Source organism: Streptomyces sp. NPDC093071 (assembly GCF_044754545.1).
GTDB lineage: Bacteria > Actinomycetota > Actinomycetes > Streptomycetales > Streptomycetaceae > Streptomyces.
The window spans coordinates 559327-574172 of the sequence record NZ_JBIVPH010000004.1; the positions used below are offsets into that span (position 1 = coordinate 559327).

The window sequence follows — 14846 nt, forward strand, 5'->3', positions numbered from 1 at the left end:
CGGGTCCGTGCGGTCGTGGTGGGTCACTCGGGGAGCCGGGCGTTCATGGTCGGACGCTCGGCGCCGCCGTCCGCGCCCAGGCTCGCGAGGAGACGCAGGCCGTCCTCGGCGGGGCTGTCGGCGGGCGCGGACAGCACGAGGAGTTCCATGCCGGATTCGTCGGGCAGCGCGAAGTTCTCCTGGTGCAGTTCGATCGGTCCGACCAGCGGGTGCCGGTACGCCTTGCGTCCGTGGGTGCGGGCGCGGACGTCCGCGCGGGCCCACAGCCGGCGAAAGCGTTCGCTGCCCATGGCCAGCTCGCCGATGAGCGAGGCCAGGCCGGGGTCCTCGGGGTGTTTGCCCGCGGCCAGGCGCAGGTGCCCGACCACGTCGAGGGTGCACGTCTCCCAGTCCGCGTACAGGCCGCGTTCGGCTTCTTCGAGGAAGATGTGCCGAGCGGTGTTCAGGCCCGGTATCGGCCGGCCGTAGAGGAGTCCGGCGAGGCGGTTCGCGGCGAGCACGTCCAGCCGGTGGTTCACGATCAGCGCGGCTGCGTGGGGGACCAGGTCCAGGACGCGCAACAGCTCCGGCCGCACGCGCCCACCGGGTGCCTTCGCCCGGGGGCGGGGCTGCCGTGTGAGCCGGTGGAGGTGTCCGCGCTCGACCTCGTCGAGGCCGAGGACCCGGGCGAGGGCGTCGAGGACCTGCTCGGAGGGCTGGGTGGCGCGGCCCTGCTCCAGACGTACGTAGTAGTCGACGCTGACGCCGGACAGGTGCGCGACCTCTTCGCGACGCAGTCCTTCGACCCTGCGGCGGTTGTCGACGGGGATGCCGACGGCCGCCGGGTCGACCCGGGAGCGCCTGGTCTTCAGGAAACCTGCGAGATCGTCCATGCCCCTCAGTATGGGCGCGGCGCCCGGCGGCGAGGGGGGTCCCGCCAGTACCAGGAAGACCGGTCCGGTGGTCGGGGCGCCCCTGAACACCGGACGCCCCGGCGTCCAGGATCGAAGGCATCCGATCCGAAGGAGAACGCCGATGAAGACGCTGATCGTCCACGCCCACCCGGAGCCGAAGTCGCTCAACGGCTCGCTGAAGGACCTCGCGGTGTCCACCCTGGAGGAGGCCGGACACGAGGTGCGGGTGAGTGATCTGTACGCGATGGGCTGGAAGGCCGTCGTGGACGGCGCGGACTACGGTTCCCAGGCGTCGAGTCCGCTGAAGGTCGCCGCGGACTCGGGCCGGGCCTTCGACGCCGGGACGCTCACCGAGGACGTCCGCGCCGAGCAGGAGAAGCTGCTGTGGGCCGACACGGTCGTCTTCCAGTTCCCGCTGTGGTGGTACACGATGCCCGCGATCCTCAAGGGCTGGGTGGACCGGGTCTTCACCTACCACTTCGCGTACGGCGTCGGCGAGCACAGCGACACCAAGTACGGCGAGCGCTTCGGCGAAGGCACCCTCGCGGGCAAACGGGCCCTGCTGTCGGTGACCGTGGGCGGCCCCCGGTCGCACTACGCCGCCCGCGGGATCAACGGCCCCATCGACGACCTGCTGTTCCCGATCCAGCACGGCGTCCTCTACTACCCGGGCCTCGACGTGCTGCCGCCGTTCGTGCTGTACGGCGCCGACCGGCTGACCGCCGAGGAGTACCCGGCCGTCGCCGAGGCCTGGAAGCAGCGCCTGCTCACCCTGGAGTCGACCGAACCGATTCCGTTCCGGCGGCAGAACTTCGGCGACTACGAGATCCCTTCCCTGCGCCTGAAGGAGGGAAGGGAAACCGCGGGCCGTACGGGTTTCGGGCTTCACGTCCACGCTTGACCGCGGGTGGCGGGGAGGCGGCCACGTTCTCCCGGCGACGCCTCGTCCAGGGGGTGTCCGGCGTCAGTTCTCGCAGCCCACGCCGTCGCCGTCGCGGTCCAGGTGGCGGGCGTAGCCGGGTTCGCCCCGGTGGACGGGTGCGGCTCCGGCCGCGCGGACGGCCGTGCAGTTGCGGTAGTAGACGTCCTCTTCGACGGCTTCCTGCGTGGGCTCGGGCTCCGTCCCGGTCCCGTCCCGGACGGGAAGGGCCGCCGAGACTGCCGGGAGCGGGCAGTGCGCGCGGACCGGCCGGGACGGGAGGGTGGGGACATGCGAACGAGCTTCAAGGTGCACGCCGTCCTCGCGAGTGGGACGAGCGCGCTGATGCTCCTGGTGGCCGGGCTGACCCTGGTGCCGGGAGTCCTTCCGCTGCCTTCCCCGAGGTTCCTGGCGGTCCTCGCCGGTGTCACCCTCTTCCCGCTCCTGGGCTGGGCCCTCTTCCGGGGCCTCTTCTTCGGCGGTTTCGACCGCGACCTCCAGTGGGCCGCCTTCCGCTGCCTGCCCGGCCGGGTGCGGCTCGCGCTCGTCGCCCTGATCGGGGCCGGCGTCGTGCTGTGCGCGGTGGACGCCGCCGCCTCGGGGGACCGGCAGAACGCCGAGGTCCGCGACGGCCGGTACGTCGTCTTCGAGACGGCGTACGGCCGGCGCGGCACCGTGGAGGTCGACCGGCGGGAGTACGAGGCGGTGCGGGAGGACGATCAGCGCGGCATGACGGCGATCCCGGGTACGGCGCTCGCCGCTGTGGCCCTGTTCGTCCTCGTCGCCGGGGAGGTCCGGCGGGCGGACGGCGGGGCCGTCAGTACGACTTCGGCAGCCCCAGCGTCTGGTGGGACACGTAATTGAGGATCATCTCGCGGCTGACGGGGGCGATCCGGGCCACCCGGGCCGCCGTGATCAGGCGGGCGAGGCCGAACTCCTTGGTGAGGCCGTTGCCGCCGAGGGTGTGGACGGCCTGGTCGACGGCCTTCACGCAGGCCTCGGCCGCCGCGTACTTGGCCATGTTCGCGGCCTCGCCCGCGCCGAGGTCGTCGCCCGCGTCGTAGAGCCGCGCCGCCTTCGCCATCATCAGGCGGGCCAGCTCCAGTTCGATGTGCGCCTGGGCCAGGGGGTGCGCGACGGCCTGGTGGGCGCCGATCGGGGCCTTCCAGACCTGGCGCTCCTTCGCGTACGTCACCGCCTGCGCGAGCGCGTACCGGCCCATGCCGATCGCGAACGCCGCCGTCATGATCCGCTCCGGGTTGAGCCCCGCGAAGAGCTGGAGCAGGCCCGCGTCCTCGTCGCCCACGAGCGCGTCCTCGGGCAGCCGCACGTCGTCGAGCGTCAGCTCGAACTGCTTCTCGTCCGCGTCGAGTTCCATCTCGATGTGCCGGCGCCCGAAGCCCGGCGCGTCGCGCGGCACGATGAAGAGACAGGGCTTCAGGCTGCCCGTGCGGGCGTCCGACGTGCGGCCCACGATCAGGGTCGCGTCCGCGATGTCCACGCCCGAGACGAAGACCTTCCGGCCGTTGAGGACCCAGCCGTCCTCCGTGCGGGTCGCCGTGGTCGTGATGCGGTGCGAGTTCGACCCGGCGTCGGGCTCGGTGATCCCGAACGCCATCGTCCTCGTCCCGTCCGCGAGCCCCGGCAGCCACGCCCGCTTCTGCTCCTCCGTGCCGAAGCGGGCGATGACCGTGCCGCAGATCGCGGGCGACACCACCATCATCAGGAGCGGCGCGCCGGCCGCGCCCGCCTCCTCCAGGACGATCGACAGCTCGGCCATGCCGCCGCCCCCGCCGCCGTACTCCTCGGGCAGGTTCACGCCCAGGTAGCCGAGCTTCCCGGCCTCGGCCCACAGCTCGGCCCGGTCGAAGCCGGGGCCGTGGCGATGGCCGAGCGCGGAGACGGCGGCGCGGAGCGCGGTGAGTTCTTCGGTCTCGATCATGGTGCTCATGCGGACGGGTCCTCCTGTGCATCGGTCGGTACGGATGCCTGTGCGTGTACGACGGCGAGCAGGGCGCCGACCTCGACCTGGCGGCCGGGGGCGGCGTGGAGCGCGGTGAGCGTGCCGGAGGCCGGAGCGGTGACGCGGTGCTCCATCTTCATGGCCTCCAGCCAGAGGAGCGGCTGCCCGGCGGCGACCCGGTCGCCGACGGCGAGGCCGTCCGCGACCCGGACGACGGTGCCGGGCATGGGGGCGAGCAGGGAGCCGGGCGCGGTCTGCTCGCGGGGGTCGGTGAAGCGGGGGCGGGCGGCGAGGCGGTGGCCTCCCACGTGGACCGTGCCGTCCTCGTAGGCCGTCACGTCGAAATGGCGTACGACCCCGGCCGTTTCGAGGCTCACCCGGTCCGGGGCCGCCGCCACGACCCGTACCCCTTCCGGCGCGGTGACCTCGTAACCGCCGTCCCGCGTCGGCCGGTAGCGGACCTCGTGGTCCTCCTGGTGGTTCCCGTAGGGGTCCCCGTACGTCCGCGTCTCGTCCTGCGAGCGCAGGTTCCGCCAGCCGCCGCCGAAGCGGCCCCGGCGGGCGGAGGCGGCGGCGAGGGCGGCGGCGACGGCCGCGAGGTCCCCGCCGCCGGGGGCGATGGTGAGGGCGGGCAGGTTCCGGTCGTAGAAGCCGGTGTCGAGGGCCTCCACGGCCGTGTACTCGGGGTGGCGCAGGGACGCGACCAGCAGGCCCCGGTTGGTGACCGGGCCGTGGATCCGGGCCCGTTCCAGGGCGCGGGCGAGCTTGCGGACGGCCTCTGCGCGGGTGGCGGCGTGGACGGTCAGCTTGGCGATCATCGGGTCGTAGTGGACGCCGATCGCGTCCCCGGAGGCGTACCCCGTGTCGAGCCGCACCCCTTCCGGTACGTCGAAGAGGCGCAGGGCGCCCGTCTGGGGGGCCCAGCCCCGGGCCGGGTCCTCCGCGTAGAGCCGGGCCTCGATCGCGTGGCCGCGCGGGGCCGGGGTCTCCGGCGGCAGCTTCCCGCCCTCGGCGACGGAGAGCTGGAGGGCGACGAGGTCGACCCCGTACACCTCCTCCGTGACGGGGTGCTCGACCTGGAGGCGGGTGTTCATCTCCAGGAAGTGCGCGCGGCCGTCCGCGACGAGGAACTCGACCGTGCCCGCGCCGACGTAGCCGACGGCCTTGGCGGCGCGGACGGCCGTGTCCAGGAGGGAGGCCTCCAGGGCGGCGGGCAGGCCGGGGGCCGGAGCCTCCTCGATCACCTTCTGGTGGCGGCGCTGGAGGGAGCAGTCGCGGGTGCCGAGCGCCCAGACCGTGCCGTGCGCGTCGCAGAGGAGCTGCACCTCGACGTGGCGCCCGTCCTCCACGTACGGCTCGACGAAGACCTCGCCGTCCCCGAAGGCGCTCGCCGCCTCCGCCGACGCCGACTCCAACTCCTCTTCCAGGGAGGATAGTTCGCGTACGACCCTCATGCCCCGGCCGCCGCCGCCCGCCGCCGCCTTCACCAGGACCGGCAGGTCGGCCTCCGTGACCCCGGCCGGGTCCAGGGGCGCGATGCCGAGGAGTTCCTTGGCGCGGGTCTTCGAGGCCATGGCCTCGATCGCGGCCGGGGGCGGACCGATCCAGACGAGCCCGGCGTCGATCACCGCACGGGCGAAGCCGGCGTTCTCGGAGAGGAAGCCGTAGCCGGGGTGGACGGCGTCCGCGCCCGCCGCGAGGGCCGCCTTCACGATCAGGTCGCCGCGCAGGTACGTCTCCGGGGGCGCGGCCCCCGGCAGCCGTACCGCCGCGTCGGCCTCCCGTACGTGCAGCGCTCCGGCGTCCGCGTCGGAGTACACGGCGACGGTGGAGACGCCCAGGTCGCGGCAGGTGCGGAAGACGCGACAGGCGATCTCGCCCCGGTTCGCGACCAACAGCCTGGAGATCATGACTCGCCTCACATTCGGAAGACGCCGAAGCCGCCGCGCGCGCCCTCGACCGGTGCCGTGTGGATCGCGGAGAGGCACAGCCCGAGGACCGTGCGGGTGTCGCGGGGGTCGATGACCCCGTCGTCGTAGAGCCGTCCGGAGAGGAACATCGGCAGCGACTCGGACTCGATCTGCGCCTCGACGAGCGCCCGCAGACCGGCGTCGGCCTCGTCGTCGTAGGGCTGCCCCTTCGCGGCGGCCGAGGCCCTGGCCACGATCGACAGGACGCCCGCGAGCTGCTGCGGGCCCATGACGGCGGACTTGGCGCTGGGCCAGGCGAAGAGGAAGCGGGGGTCGTAGGCCCGGCCGCACATGCCGTAGTGCCCGGCGCCGTAGCTCGCGCCCATGAGCACCGACAGGTGCGGGACCTTCGAGTTCGAGACGGCGTTGATCATCATCGCGCCGTGCTTGATGATGCCGCTCTGCTCGTACTCCTTGCCGACCATGTAGCCGGTGGTGTTGTGCAGGAAGACCAGCGGGACGTCCCGCTGGTTGGCGAGCTGGATGAACTGCGCGGCCTTCTGCGACTCGGGGCCGAAGAGGACGCCCTGCGCGTTGGCCAGGATGCCGACCGGGTAGCCGTGCAGCGACGCCCAGCCGGTGACCAGGCTCGGCCCGTACAGCGGCTTGAACTCGTCGAAGTCCGAGCCGTCCACGATCCGGGCGATCACCTCGCGCGGGTCGAACGGGGTCTTGAGGTCGCCGGGGACGATCCCGAGCAGCTCGTCCCCGTCGTACTTCGGCGGCTCCGCGAACGCCGGATCGGGGTGCGCCTTGCGGTGGTTGAGGCGGGCGACGATCCGGCGGGCCTGGCGGAGCGCGTCGGCCTCGTCCACGGCGTAGTGGTCGGCGAGGCCGGAGGTCCGGGCGTGCATCTCGGCGCCGCCGAGCGACTCGTCGTCGCTCTCCTCCCCCGTCGCCATCTTCACCAGCGGCGGCCCGCCGAGGAACACCTTCGACCGCTCCTTGATCATCACGGCGTGGTCGGACATGCCGGGGACGTACGCGCCGCCGGCCGTCGAGTTGCCGAAGACGACCGCGATCGTGGGGATCCCGGCGGCGGAGAGCCGGGTGAGGTCGCGGAAGAGCGCCCCGCCCGGGATGAAGATCTCCTTCTGGGAGGGCAGGTCGGCGCCGCCTGACTCCACGAGCGAGACGACGGGGAGCCGGTTGGCGTACGCGATCTCGTTGGCACGCAGGGCCTTCTTCAGGGTCCAGGGGTTGGAGGCGCCGCCGCGCACGGTCGGGTCGTTGGCGGTGATCAGGCACTCGACGCCCTCGACGACCCCGATGCCGGTGATCAGGGAGGCCCCTACGGTGTAGTCGCTGCCCCAGGCGGCGAGCGGCGACAGCTCCAGGAACGGGCTGTCGGGGTCGATCAGCAGCTCGATCCGCTCCCGGGCGAGCATCTTGCCGCGCCCCCGGTGCCGGGCCGTGTACTTCTCGCCGCCGCCCGCGAGGGCCTTGGCGTGCTCGGCGTCGAGGGCGGCGAGCTTGTCGAGCATGGCGGCGCGGGCGTCGGCGTAGTCGGTTCCGCCGGTGTCGAGGGCGGAGGCGAGGACGGTCACGGGGATTCCTCTCGGGGAGCCTGTCGGGAGCGTCGGGCGGTGACGGCCCCTCGGGGGGCCTTCGACACGGCGGTCACAGCAGCCCCTCCGGCACGTCGAGTTCGCGCGAGCGCAGCCACTCGCCGAGGGCCTTGGCCTGGGGGTCGAAGCGGGCCTGGGAGGCGACGCCCTCGCCGAGGATCCCGGCGACGGTGAAGTTGAGCGCCCGCAGGTTCGGCAGGACGTGCCGGACGACGGGCAGGTCCGCCGTCTCGGGCAGCAGCGCGCGGAACCGCTCGACGGTGAGGGCGTGGACCAGCCAGCGCCACTCCTCCTCGGTGCGGACCCACACGCCCACGTTGGCGTCGCCGCCCTTGTCGCCGCTGCGGGCCCCGGCGACCCGGCCGAGGGGGACGCGGCGGACGGGCCCGTCGGCCGGCGGCTCCGGAAGCTCCGGCTCGGGTACGGGTTCCAGGGCGCGGGTCCGTACCGGTACGGGAATCCCCTGACGGGTCCCGTCGGGGAGGACGGCCGTGTGCGGGACCTCGGCGGCGTCCACGTACACCGTCTCGAAGACCCCGTAGGGGGAACCCTTGGCGGGCGGGGCGGTGACGTGGAAGCCGGGGTAGCTGGCGAGGGCCAGTTCGATGGCGGCCCCCGTCAGGGTGCGGCCGACGGCCTCGGGGCCGGGGTCGCGGACGACGAGCCGCAGCAGGGCGCTCGCGGTCTCCTCGGTCCCGGCGTCGGCCCGGTCGGTGCGGACGAGGTCCCACCGCACCTCGGCGGGCCGGGACCCGCCCCGTACGAAGGCGTCCTCGATCTGGTCCCGTACGAGCGCGGCCTTGGCCTCGACGTCGAGCCCTGTGAGGACGAAGACGACCTCGTTGCGGAAGCCGCCGAGGCGGCTGAGCCCGGCCTTGAGGGTGGGGGGCGGGGCCTCGCCCCGTACGCCCTCGACCCTGACCCGGTCGGGGCCCTCCTGCGTGAGCAGTACGGTGTCGAGCCGGGCGGTCGCGTCGGGTCCCGCGTACCGGGCGCCCGCCGTCTCGTAGAGCAGCTGGGCCGTGACCGTGCCGACGTCGACGAGGCCGCCGGTGCCGGGGTGCTTGGTGATGACGCAGGAGCCGTCGTCGTGGAGTTCGGCGACGGGGAAGCCGGGGCGGCGCAGGAGGGCCGGGTCGTGGTCGCGGAAGAAGGCGTAGTTGCCGCCGGTGGCCTGGGTGCCGCACTCCAGGACGTGCCCGGCGACGACCGCGCCCGCGAGCCGGTCGTACTCCTCCGGGCCCCAGCCGAAGTGCCACTGCGCGGGCCCGGTGACGAGGGCGGCGTCGGTGACGCGGCCGGTGACGACGACGTCGGCTCCGGCGGCGAGGCAGGCGGCGATGCCGGCGCCGCCGAGGTAGGCGTTGGCGGCGAGGGCGCCGTCCCGGGCGGGCAGCCGGTCGCCCTCGACGTGCGCGACCCTTACGGGCAGGCCGAGCTTCGCGGCGAGGGCCCGCAGGGCGTCGGCGAGTCCGGCGGGGTTGAGGCCGCCCGCGTTGGTGACGATCCGGATCCCGCGCTCGTGGGCGAGGCCGAGGCCCTCCTCCATCTGGCGCAGGAAGGTCTTGGCGTATCCGGCGGCCGGGTCCTTGAGCTGGTCGCGGCCGAGGATGAGCATGGTCAGCTCGGCGAGGTAGTCGCCGGTGAGGACGTGCAGCTCGCCACCGGGGCCGCCGCCGGTGAGCATCTCGCGGACGGCGTCGAAGCGGTCGCCGTAGAAGCCGGAGGCGTTGCCGATGCGGAGGACCATCAGGCCTCCCCGGACGTGGTGCGGGCCGGGCGCCCCGCTCCGGCCGGACGTCCCGCTCCGGCCGGACCGGCGAAGGCCTGGGCGAGGGTGAGCCAGTGCGCGGCGTCGGGGCCGTGGGCGACGAGGGCGGTGTCGTCGCGGTGGACGCGCTGGGTGACGAGGAGGCAGAAGTCGAGGGCGGGCCCGGTGACCTTCTGGGCGGCGCCCTCGGGCCCGTACGCCCACAACTCCCCTCCGGGCGATACGAGTTCCACGCGGAAGGGCTCGGCGGGGGGCTGCTCGCCCCGGACGAGGTAGGCGTAGTCGCGGGCGCGGTGGCCGATCCAGGCGACGTGCCGGAGGCGGACGGTCGGAGCGCGGAGGATCCCGAGGGCGTCGGCGACGTCCTGGCCGTGCGCCCAGGTCTCCATCAGCCGGGCGGTGGCCAGGGCGGCGGCGCTCATCGGCGGCCCGTACCAGGGGAAGCGGGCGCCGGGCGGGGCGGCGCGCAGGACCTCCTGGAGCCGTGCGCGGCCCGCGCGCCAGCGGGCGAGCAGCTCGGCGGGCGGCAGCGCCGCCCCCTCCTCGGCGCCCTCGTCGACGAAGCGGTCGGGGGCGACGAGGGCCTTCTCCGTCTCGGCGGCGAAGGCCTCGGCGTCGGTGGCGGCGAGGAGGGTGGCCCGGTCGGTCCAGGCGAGGTGGGCGATCTGGTGGGCGATCGTCCAGCCGGGGGCGGGGGTCGGCGCCCTCCACTGCCCCTCGCTCAACTCCCCCACGAGACGGTCGAGTTCTTCGCTCTCGTCGCGCAGGTCGTCGAGGACGACGACGGGGTCGGACACGGTGCGCTCCCCTCGGGGACGGGCGGTCCCGGTCACGGGCCTTCGCGGAGGAGCATGGCAGCGGGAGCAGAAACAATCAAGCGTGCTTGCTTTAGCCTTGGAGAGGACTTGAGGAAGCGGGGCGCCCCTACGTCCGGGTCCGCCGCACCAGCGAGGCGAGCGCGGTGACACCGACGACGAGGGCGAGGGAGTCCCACGGGAGGACGGCACCGGGCCGCTCGTCGAGCACGCCCATGCCGTTCCCGACGGCGACGACCCACCCGACGGTCCCCGCCAGCACCATCGCCCCGACCTTCCGCTCCCCCGTGATCCTCATGCCGATCCAGAGGACCAGGGGCATGAGCAGGAACGTGTTGATGAGCGCCGAGGTGAACGCCTGGTCGGAGGAGTATCCGCCCCCGGCCCCGAGCGCGGCGGAGGCCTGGGCGCTGAACGACAGGTAGAGGGTGTCGGACAGGACCAGATGGGACGCCGCGACGGCGACCGACGAGACGATCAGCGCTTTGAGGAGGCGGGGGAGGGTGGGTGTGGGTGATGCCATGAGGCCCGACTATACGCATCATGTATACATCGAGTGCATAGCACCCCCGAGCGCAGGCCTCGGCCCACCCGAGCGGGAAGTCCGGTTCAGCCAGTCCTGCGGTGGGCGTGCCAGGCGGTGGCGGCAGTCGCGAGGCGCACGGTCCACGGGTCGGGGTCGGCGTTGCCGATCTCGGACCAGACGTTGGCGCTGGCGGCGGCGAAGGCGGTGACGCCCTCGGCGGGGGCGGTGCGCCGGGAGGGGATCCCGGCGGCCCAGCGCTCGGCGGACGCGGAGGCGTGACCGGCGGCGCCGAGCCAGATGACCCAGTGGCCGGCGTCGAGCCAGGCCGCTCCGCGGGTCGCCCAGGTCGGTGAGGAAGGGCACGACGGCGACCTCCCGGTGCTGGGTCCAGGCGCGGGGGTGAGTCGGTACGCAGCCCCTCGATGCACCAAGTGCCCGTGGCGGAGGTGACGCGGACCGTGATCTCGCCGCCGAAGCCCTCGGCGGCCCCCGCCAGGTCAGCGGATCGCCTCGTCCATGAGCACGTAGAGCAGCCCGACGAGGGAGCCGCTGCTGACGATCTCGCGCCGGTCGATCATGCCCCGCACGGCGGCCAGGGGGATCCACTCGACCCGGTCCGACTCATTCTTCTCGGTCGGCGGCGCCTGCGAGTCTGTGGTGCTCGCTGGTGGCCAAGGCTCAACATGACCTGGTTTTTGCGGGTTACACCAACTACTTCCTGTGGCTGGAGCAGGCCAACCTCGGCGGCGCACCGCAACGTAAGGCCCAGGCCGGATGCAGGGTCCGATTCCTGATCGGGGATCCGGACAGCCCGGTCACGGCTGCCCGCGAGGAAGAGGAGGGGGTGCCCCTCACGCTCTCCACGCGCACCGCCGTCACCCTGGCGGAGCTGGAAAAGCTCCGTGACGTGCCCGGGATCGAGGGGTGTTTCGAGTCAGGCCACGTGAACCTGTCGGTCTTCCGCTTCGATGACGAGATGATCATTACGCCAATCCTCGCCCGCAGGGTCGGTCATGACTCACCGACGATGCATCTCCGACGCTGCCAGGCCGACGGGATGTTCGACCGCTTTGCCGCTCACGTCGAGGAGCTGTGGAGCCGCGGGCGCGACATCCGGGAGGCCGAACACAATGCCCAGGCGTGACTACGAAGACGACCCGAACGCCCCGAAGGCGAACAGCCTGGTGCCGGCCGCGTCAGCGGTCGTCGTTGACGACGAGGGCCGGATCCTCTTGCAACGCCGCACGGACAACGGCATGTGGGCCCTGCCCGGCGGAAAGATGGAGCTGGGCGAGTCCATCGGCGAGTGCGCGGCGCGCGAGACGCTGGAGGAGACCGGGATCACCGTGGAGATCACCGGCATCGTCGGGACGTACACCAACCCCGGCCACGTGTTCGCTTATGACGACGGAGAGGTGCGCCAGGAATTCTCCGTCTGCCTGCTCGCCCGCCCGACCAGCGGCACGCTTCGGACGTCGGATGAGTCATTCGAGGTCGCGTGGTTCACCCCGGATGAGGTGGACGGCCTCCCGATGGTCCCCAGCATCCGCAAGCGCATCGATGACTGGCGGACGGGGGGAGGCCCCGTCGTGCGCTAGAGCTGTCCGGTGAGAACCACCCACTGATCAAGTAGGTGGCGGGGCTCAGTGGACCAGGTGCGGAACGCCCTCCCCGTCAACGAGTCTCCCCTCCCCGCCAGTTCGGTCGGCGGCCCGGTGAAGAGCAGGCGGCCGCCGTCCGTGCCCGCGCCGGGTTCGATGTCGATCACGTGATCGGCCTGGGCGACGACGCGGAGGTTGTGCTCGACCACGACGAGGGTCGCGCCCGCGTCCACGAGGTCGGCGAAGAGGGTGTCGAGGCGTTCCACGTCGTTGGGGTGCAGGCCGGTAGTCGGTTCGTCGAGGACGATCCGTTCCTCCGCGAAGCCGGAGGCGGAGGACGCGGCGGCGCTGAGGTGTCGGGCGAGCAGCAGGCGCTGTTTCTCGCCGCCGGAGAGGGTGTCGAGGGGCTGCCCGACGGCCGCGTAGCCGAGCCCGACGCGTTCCAGCCGGCTCAGCGGCTCCGCGATGCCGGGGTGGTCGGCAAAGAGGTCGGCCACGGAGCCCGCCATCGACCCGGATGACGGCTTCGTCCGCGGCGTCGCGGGCGTTCGCGTTCATGGGCCGGCCGGGGTCCGGAAACGGGTGCCACGCACGCGGTGCGCCGGGAGCGCCGGAAAAAGCCCGTAACGTCCCTCGCGGAACCCGTTCGTACGAGCGGCGCGCGGCCCGCACCTCCGCCTGGTGTGCGAGCCGCGCGTCCTGCTTCACCGGGCCCGCGGTACGGGGGGAACCACGGGCCCGGCGTCCTTGAGCGGTCCCACGCGCTCTCCCTCCGTGTGCCCGGGAAGTCCCGGGACATGCGCGCCCCTCCCCGGGGTTTCCCGGAAAGTTTCCCCGGGGCCCGCCTCGGGGTCCGGCCTCACCCGCTCACGGCGGCGAAACGGCGCGGCCGCGGGACGAGCTCGCCGCCACAGTTGGGACAGATGCTCCCCAGGGCGTCGGCGCACCCCACGCAGAAACTGCACTCGTACGAACAGATCCGCGCGGGCCCGTCGGCCGCCAGGACCACGGTCTCGCAGCGCTCGCACCGGTCGCGCATCTCCAGGGCCATGATCGGCTCCCCTCCCTCGTACGGCTGTGACCACCCATGCTCCTCACCCGTTCTGGCCGGTTCAACAGCCCGACGGCCAGGGTTCGACGGAATCGGGCCGCCCGTTCCCGTCCGCCCGGGCGGCGGATAGCGTGCGGGCATGACGACGACGGGGAAGCAGCGCGTCCTGTACCGGCAGGGCACCGGGTTCTGGCGGATGACGGCGAAGTGGATCGTGGTCTTCGGCGCCCTGTACCTGCTGGACGGCGGGCTGATCCGGTCGTGGGGCGACGCCCTGGTCTGGGTGGTGATCGGGATCCTGCTGTGGGTGCCGTTCGGGATCGGTGTCGTCTGGTACGCGAAGAAGGACCACCTGGTCACCCTGACGACGCACGAGCTGCGCGTACGGCGCAGGCGGCTGCCGATGGACCGGGTGAACCTGCTGCACGTGGCGCGGCTGTGGCTGGAGGGCCGGTCGACGGCGGACGAGCGGCCGGTGGCGGAGTGGGCGCGGGCCGACCGGGTGGTGTGGGTGCCGCTGCACGACGGCCGGGCCCACGGCGTGGAGTTCCGCGACCCGGCCGCGTTCGCCAAGGCCTTCGGCGACTTCGCCGTCACGGCGTGCGGCGGCCCGGAAGCCGTCCGCGCGAGGGCCGCGACGGCCGCCTACCCGGAACCGCGCCCGATGCGGGCCCGCTCGTCCGACAACGGGTCGTGGCCGGACCTGCTGGACCTCTTCGACTGAGCGCCGGAAGCGCACGGCACGCGGACCCGCACGGTCCCGTACGGCCGGGTCGGGCGCGGGCGGTCACGGGCCCGTGTTCCCCTCGAACTCGCCCATGTTGATCAGGCTCACCTGGTGGTCCCAGGCGTCCCACTGCACCTGCTTCCGCGAGCCCCAGTAGTAAAGGCCGCAGTTCATCAGCTCGCCGTACGTCTCGTTCTCCCGCACCCGGTCGGGGCGGCCGAACGCGGCCAGGAGTTCCTCGTACGAGGTCAGGTGGGCGAAGTGGGACAGGTGCGGGCCGTGGAGGGCGAAGCCCACGACCGTTCCGCCGCGCACCTTGTAGGTCAGCTTGTCGGCGCAGTACAGGAATCCGTCCGAGCGGACGGTGTGGTCGACGACCTCGTCGAGGGTCAGCCGCCGCCCTTCGGCGTCGAAGTACTCGCTCTCGACGGCGGTCCCCCCGCGGTACCGGGCGACCAGGGAGGACGGGGCCTGGACGATGCTCCGGCGCGGGACGCCGGCGGCCGGGGACCCCAGGACGATGCCGCCCATCCCGACGGTCGTGAGGTCGATGTACGGCCGGAGCAGTACGTCGAGGTCGTCGAGAATGTCGATCATCGCCGGAGTCTAAGTCCCCCCGGAGCTGTTGAGCGCCGGGCTCAGTGCCGGACCAGGCAGAACGGGTGCCCGGCGGGGTCCGCGTACACGCGCCAGCTCCTCGTGCCCTCCCCCGCGTCCAGGAGGGTCGCGCCCCGCGCGAGGAGCTGGTCCTGGGCCGCGTCGAGGTCGGGGACGCCGAAGTCCAGGTGGGACTGCTGGGGCAGCTCGGGGTCCGGCCACGTCGGCGGGCGGTGCCCGGGGACGCGCTGGAAGCAGAGGACGAGCCCGCCGGGGGTGTGCAGGGTGGACCAGTCCTCGTCCAGGGACCAGCGCCGGTCCGGCCGGTCGACCTCCCCGCCGAGCAGTGCCCGGTAGAACTCCGCGAGCGCGCGGGGTTCGGGACAGTCGAGGACGAGGCATTGGAGGTCGGCGATCACGCGGGGAGTCTAGGGGGTCCGCACAG

The 14846-nt window shown here is 73.1% G+C and carries 17 protein-coding genes and 2 pseudogenes; 5 read left to right on the forward strand and 14 right to left on the reverse strand.

All coding sequences use genetic code 11. The features are described 5' to 3' along the window. Positions 1 to 23 precede the first annotated feature (23 nt). Entirely contained in the window at positions 24 to 872 is an 849-nt protein-coding gene (locus tag ACIQD7_RS19540; RefSeq protein WP_402442964.1) for a helix-turn-helix transcriptional regulator, read from the reverse strand. 142 nt (positions 873 to 1014) lie between these two features. On the opposite strand from ACIQD7_RS19540, the gene ACIQD7_RS19545 reads away from it, so the two are divergent. Then, positions 1015 to 1794, forward strand: a complete 780-nt coding sequence (locus ACIQD7_RS19545; protein WP_402442965.1) for an NAD(P)H-dependent oxidoreductase — start codon at positions 1015 to 1017, stop codon at positions 1792 to 1794. 63 nt (positions 1795 to 1857) lie between these two features. Here ACIQD7_RS19545 and ACIQD7_RS19550 read toward each other — a convergent pair. Next, positions 1858 to 1980 (reverse strand): annotated as a pseudogene (locus ACIQD7_RS19550) (excalibur calcium-binding domain-containing protein); the annotation flags it as partial. 123 nt (positions 1981 to 2103) lie between these two features. On the opposite strand from ACIQD7_RS19550, the gene ACIQD7_RS19555 reads away from it, so the two are divergent. Continuing rightward, complete coding sequence (locus ACIQD7_RS19555; protein ID WP_402442967.1) at positions 2104 to 2676, forward strand: hypothetical protein; 573 nt, start codon at positions 2104 to 2106, stop codon at positions 2674 to 2676. Here the strand turns inward: ACIQD7_RS19555 and ACIQD7_RS19560 are convergent. The 8 genes and pseudogenes from ACIQD7_RS19560 to ACIQD7_RS19595 form a co-directional block, all read right to left on the reverse strand. Further along, complete coding sequence (locus ACIQD7_RS19560; protein ID WP_402442968.1) at positions 2630 to 3763, reverse strand: acyl-CoA dehydrogenase family protein; 1134 nt, start codon at positions 3761 to 3763, stop codon at positions 2630 to 2632. The genes ACIQD7_RS19555 and ACIQD7_RS19560 overlap by 47 nt on opposite strands. After that, positions 3760 to 5685, reverse strand: a complete 1926-nt coding sequence (locus ACIQD7_RS19565; protein ID WP_402442970.1) for an acetyl/propionyl/methylcrotonyl-CoA carboxylase subunit alpha — start codon at positions 5683 to 5685, stop codon at positions 3760 to 3762. Before ACIQD7_RS19565 ends, ACIQD7_RS19560 begins: the two co-directional genes overlap by 4 nt. Before the next feature lie 8 nt (positions 5686 to 5693). After that, positions 5694 to 7292 carry an acyl-CoA carboxylase subunit beta gene (locus ACIQD7_RS19570; protein ID WP_402442972.1) on the reverse strand — a complete coding sequence of 533 codons (1599 nt, stop codon included), beginning with the start codon at positions 7290 to 7292 and terminating at the stop codon, positions 5694 to 5696. A 73-nt stretch (positions 7293 to 7365) separates the two neighbouring features. Next, on the reverse strand, positions 7366 to 9063 hold the full coding sequence (locus ACIQD7_RS19575) for an acyclic terpene utilization AtuA family protein (protein ID WP_402442973.1): 1698 nt from the start codon (positions 9061 to 9063) through the stop codon (positions 7366 to 7368). Then, positions 9063 to 9881 carry a TIGR03084 family metal-binding protein gene (locus ACIQD7_RS19580; RefSeq protein WP_402442975.1) on the reverse strand — a complete coding sequence of 273 codons (819 nt, stop codon included), beginning with the start codon at positions 9879 to 9881 and terminating at the stop codon, positions 9063 to 9065. Before ACIQD7_RS19580 ends, ACIQD7_RS19575 begins: the two co-directional genes overlap by 1 nt. Before the next feature lie 127 nt (positions 9882 to 10008). Then, entirely contained in the window at positions 10009 to 10422 is a 414-nt protein-coding gene (locus tag ACIQD7_RS19585) for a hypothetical protein (RefSeq protein ID WP_402442976.1), read from the reverse strand. A gap of 86 nt (positions 10423 to 10508) precedes the next feature. Beyond that, on the reverse strand, positions 10509 to 10853 hold the full coding sequence (locus tag ACIQD7_RS19590) for a hypothetical protein (protein ID WP_402442978.1): 345 nt from the start codon (positions 10851 to 10853) through the stop codon (positions 10509 to 10511). Positions 10854 to 10922: 69 nt separating this feature from the next. Beyond that, positions 10923 to 11120 (reverse strand): annotated as a pseudogene (locus ACIQD7_RS19595) (NUDIX hydrolase); the annotation flags it as partial. Between ACIQD7_RS19595 and ACIQD7_RS19600 the strand changes: the two are divergent. Then, complete coding sequence (locus ACIQD7_RS19600) at positions 11093 to 11569, forward strand: hypothetical protein (protein ID WP_402442979.1); 477 nt, start codon at positions 11093 to 11095, stop codon at positions 11567 to 11569. The pseudogene ACIQD7_RS19595 and the gene ACIQD7_RS19600 overlap by 28 nt on opposite strands. After that, on the forward strand, positions 11556 to 12023 hold the full coding sequence (locus ACIQD7_RS19605; protein WP_402442980.1) for an NUDIX hydrolase: 468 nt from the start codon (positions 11556 to 11558) through the stop codon (positions 12021 to 12023). Before ACIQD7_RS19600 ends, ACIQD7_RS19605 begins: the two co-directional genes overlap by 14 nt. On the opposite strand, the gene ACIQD7_RS19610 is transcribed toward ACIQD7_RS19605, so the two are convergent. Then, entirely contained in the window at positions 12020 to 12523 is a 504-nt protein-coding gene (locus tag ACIQD7_RS19610; RefSeq protein WP_402442981.1) for a hypothetical protein, read from the reverse strand. The genes ACIQD7_RS19605 and ACIQD7_RS19610 overlap by 4 nt on opposite strands. Positions 12524 to 12885: 362 nt before the next feature. Beyond that, positions 12886 to 13077: a DUF1272 domain-containing protein gene (locus tag ACIQD7_RS19615; protein WP_121828252.1), complete on the reverse strand. Its 192-nt coding sequence runs from the start codon at positions 13075 to 13077 to the stop codon at positions 12886 to 12888. A gap of 139 nt (positions 13078 to 13216) precedes the next feature. Between ACIQD7_RS19615 and ACIQD7_RS19620 the strand changes: the two genes are divergently transcribed. Next, complete coding sequence (locus tag ACIQD7_RS19620) at positions 13217 to 13801, forward strand: DUF3784 domain-containing protein (RefSeq protein WP_121828251.1); 585 nt, start codon at positions 13217 to 13219, stop codon at positions 13799 to 13801. A 63-nt stretch (positions 13802 to 13864) separates the two neighbouring features. Here the strand turns inward: ACIQD7_RS19620 and ACIQD7_RS19625 are convergent, their stop codons facing one another. Together ACIQD7_RS19625 and ACIQD7_RS19630 are read right to left on the reverse strand one after the other, a co-directional pair. After that, positions 13865 to 14401: a hypothetical protein gene (locus ACIQD7_RS19625; protein ID WP_402442983.1), complete on the reverse strand. Its 537-nt coding sequence runs from the start codon at positions 14399 to 14401 to the stop codon at positions 13865 to 13867. A gap of 41 nt (positions 14402 to 14442) precedes the next feature. Continuing rightward, positions 14443 to 14820, reverse strand: a complete 378-nt coding sequence (locus tag ACIQD7_RS19630; protein ID WP_389664328.1) for a VOC family protein — start codon at positions 14818 to 14820, stop codon at positions 14443 to 14445. Positions 14821 to 14846 lie beyond the last annotated feature (26 nt).